Source organism: Paenibacillus sp. N119s (assembly GCF_059447605.1).
Genome location: NZ_JCAJRU010000366.1, coordinates 1 through 3,227, shown reverse-complemented (window position 1 = coordinate 3,227; position 3,227 = coordinate 1). Strand labels below are relative to the sequence as shown.

General features: G+C 41.7%; 3 protein-coding genes and 1 pseudogene. 1 reads left to right on the top strand and 3 read right to left on the bottom strand.

Annotated features, from left to right (window positions below):
• On the bottom strand, positions 1 to 599 hold a 599-nt coding region (locus AC5V8P_RS24605), incomplete at its 3' end, for a TIM barrel protein (protein ID WP_495473975.1).
• A 290-nt stretch (positions 600 to 889) separates the two neighbouring features.
• On the opposite strand from AC5V8P_RS24605, the gene AC5V8P_RS24600 reads away from it, so the two are divergent.
• Positions 890 to 1,114: a TetR/AcrR family transcriptional regulator gene (locus AC5V8P_RS24600; RefSeq protein ID WP_081276794.1), complete on the top strand. Its 225-nt coding sequence runs from the start codon at positions 890 to 892 to the stop codon at positions 1,112 to 1,114.
• Positions 1,115 to 1,189: 75 nt separating this feature from the next.
• Here AC5V8P_RS24600 and AC5V8P_RS24595 read toward each other — a convergent pair whose 3' ends face one another.
• On the bottom strand, positions 1,190 to 2,611 hold the full coding sequence (locus AC5V8P_RS24595; RefSeq protein WP_064796714.1) for a tetratricopeptide repeat protein: 1,422 nt from the start codon (positions 2,609 to 2,611) through the stop codon (positions 1,190 to 1,192).
• A 381-nt stretch (positions 2,612 to 2,992) separates the two neighbouring features.
• Positions 2,993 to 3,227 (bottom strand): annotated as a pseudogene (locus AC5V8P_RS24590) (hypothetical protein); the annotation flags it as partial.

Here is a 3,227-nt window from a genome sequence, read left to right as displayed (position 1 = left end):
GGGAGTAGGGAGAAATAATCTTCGGGTGTCTCGCTAGCGAGTTGCATCGCTACGGTGTCGATCATGCCTTTTAATGACGGGGAACGGATCTCCTCCAGCATCCTCTTGATTCCCTTAGCATCGATAATTAGATTCGATTCGAATCGGGTCAGAGGCTCCAACGCTAAAGTCACCCCTTCCTTTTCAGCCACCCTAGATATCTGATAGATGGAGTCGCTCGCATATTTCCATGATTCCAATTGCGATACAGCAAAGTCTCCTATTCCTGAAGTCACAAGCATCATATCGGTCTCCAGCTCCAGCGCCGCGTACAGATTATCTAGGAAGTAGTCGATGCTCTTCTGCCGTAGCTGGAGGTCAGAAGCGGCAATATTGAAGGGATAGACACACTGTTCCGGCGTATAACAGACGACCTTCATGTCTCGGGATTTGAGCTGCTGTCTCACACGCCTCAAGTTGCCAAGAACATTCCGGTAGACGTACAAATGAGGCTCGCCCGCCCACAACTCGATGTGCTCGATCCCAAGCTCGGCGACTTGGTCCAGGAAGTGCTCGAAAGGAAAATACCTGTACGTAATATTCATTCCTGCAATCTTCATCTGCTTCACCCCCCTCCCATGTAAGCGCTTTTAATTGTTATGTCTTGTATTATAACTAGGAGTCACAAATATTTCAATATCTTTTTGAAAATAATTAAAAAGTCATTCAACTGATTCCTAATGTGGGCTGCTCAGCTCCTATAGGAGTAAAAAAAAGCAAGCCTCAACGAGTACATTTGCTCGTTAGGCCTGCTTTTGTTGTTCTATCCTAGGATTAAGCGCTCTTACTACCATGTCCCCATTACTTTCGCTGAAGCACTGGCTTACTTATCATATCTCTTATTGAACTGATGTCTAAAAAAAGTTTCGATCAAATTACAATCCAAGATATTTCCGACAAAGCGACTGTTGGTCCAAGGACTATATATCATCACTATCAAGATAAATTTGATTTGCTCTCTAAGCTCATTGAAGAACATATAGTTGAGCTACGAAAGTTGTGTCAATCAGTCTTCAACAAAAAAATCCCCGCCGACCAATTAAGGTTAGCGGGGATTTGCTTTGCTTACGTTTAAGCTCCTCCAACGACATCCGTTAGTTGAATAACATGACTATGTGACTGAACAGGCACAGTAACAATAAACAAAAAGCTAGCCGCGATGATCAGAAAAGCAACCTTTTTCAACATTATCTAACCACACCTTTTCAATAAATTTTGAGAATTTTTCCATTGTTTCAGGAACCGCATGAGTACGGAAATGCTCAAACAGCCCTATACAGTTTATATAATAAGTCTCATTATTTAGTGTATGATAACTTACCATTGAATACATCAAGTATTTGAAGCCATCGTTGTATGTACCTCGATATAAATGATAATAAGCTAATTCGTAACTCAATCGTGCGAATTGCTCTGGTATAACTTGATTAGAGTACATATCAGATGCTAGCTGTCCCTGCTGCACAAAAGAGTCAATAACCGTTTTAAAACGTTTAAGTATGTGATTCACATCCAACTGATATCGATTAGCTGCCAACACTACGTTCAGTAGCTTTGTTACCATTTCTTTATCGGCTTTATTGGTTGAAGCAGCAATGTATTCAACATAATCCGTTAGCACACTTGTATCCCCGGACAAAAGTTTAAATACGTATGTATTAACTTCTGCCCAATGTTGAAACAAGCCGATCCAATGTTGGGTATCCTTATCCGTCTCTTTTACCCAATCTAAATTAGCATAGGTGTATGTATAATCTAGAGCTTGTTGATAATCGTCTTGGGCTTCGCAGACACCTGCACACAGTAGATCAGCATAGGAAATGTATACAAACAAAGGACGGCTAAGCTTAAGAGTAGATTCAAGACGTTCCCGACCATTCTGTTGATGTTTCAGTGCATATTGGATTTCGGCTTTAGCTCTCATTTTCCTCGCTATCTCATCAACCTTGTCCCATTTGCGCAAAGACCTGTACACGTTTGCCAAATCCTTTAATGCGTCAAGTTGGTCTATTTCATCTAGACGTTCGACAAAAGCTTCAAACACCGCTGCCGCCCTGATATTACGACTTTGATCGTCCCCAATTTGAATCGTAAATATGCGATATTGGCAGATGGCTAGTCGTTCAGAATGTTGATATTTCTCCGCTTCAGCTACACTCTCATAGAGCAGCAGCGCAGCAGCATATCGTTCCTGTGCAAATAGGTCTTCCGCAATTTCAAATAGCTTGTGTGAATAGAGTAGATTATCCATGATGGCTCCCACCACTCGACGGATCGCATCCAGCTTGTCCAACTCCGCACAGCGAAATAAAAACGGCTCGATTCGCCTCATATTTGGAGGAGTGTCGATGATGTAGTTTTCTATAAACAGATCGTAGAAATGTCCTTCTGGCAAACCCATAGCCTCAGTGATTAGGTCAAGCTGGTTAACAGACATAGTCTTATTCCCTGTCACAATAGCGCTTACTATTCCCCTATTCATGCCTGCTATATGCCCAAACTGCGTTAGACTCATGCCCTCTTGTTGTATGTATCTGTCTAATTCTGCTCGAATCGTAGGTGTATGCTTCATGCCATAGCCACCCCTCGAATAAAATCCTAGTATTTTATAATCATTTACTATTTTTATCCATAAATTAACAGTTGTCAATATCTTTTTTTGCGAATCTATAGAGCTGCCAGTAGGACAATAGATACTGTACTTCTTTTTCTTCTTTGCTGGCCAGGCAACAACGGTGGTTATCTCTCGTAACCTGGTACAATTTCCTTTTTGGTCTTCTTTTCTTCATCGGTCAGGCTGGACTCATGCTGCTTGATCCTGCCAGCAATCCATAGACTTCTATTTACGGACCCTTCCCTCAGGACTCCGTTCTCTCGCCATGTTACACAATCACCACCCCCAACAAAAAAAGCGAGCCTCATTGGCTCGCTCTCGCTTTCCCAGCAATTATATTTAAAAATCCGTATTAGTACTAGTCCGAACTCCTAGTTTTCCAGACATGGAACCAGCACCGCTACTTAAACTAACATAAAATTTCCCTACAGTCCATGGCTTGCTTGGATTTAATATTTCATCGAATGTTTTACCAGGTTTTACTGTACCACTGTACTTTTCCGCACCAGATACACTTCCCTGATTCACAGTAAAAGTTATAGTAGTGTTCCCTGTGTTTCTCATGTACAATCTT

What these genes read in the sequence shown, in the direction of transcription:
- AC5V8P_RS24600 (WP_081276794.1), top strand. Translation starts at nt 890, where the DNA reads ATGTCTAAAAAAAGTTTCGATCAAATTACAATCCAAGATATTTCCGAC.
- AC5V8P_RS24595 (WP_064796714.1), bottom strand. Translation starts at nt 2,611, where the DNA reads ATGAAGCATACACCTACGATTCGAGCAGAATTAGACAGATACATACAA.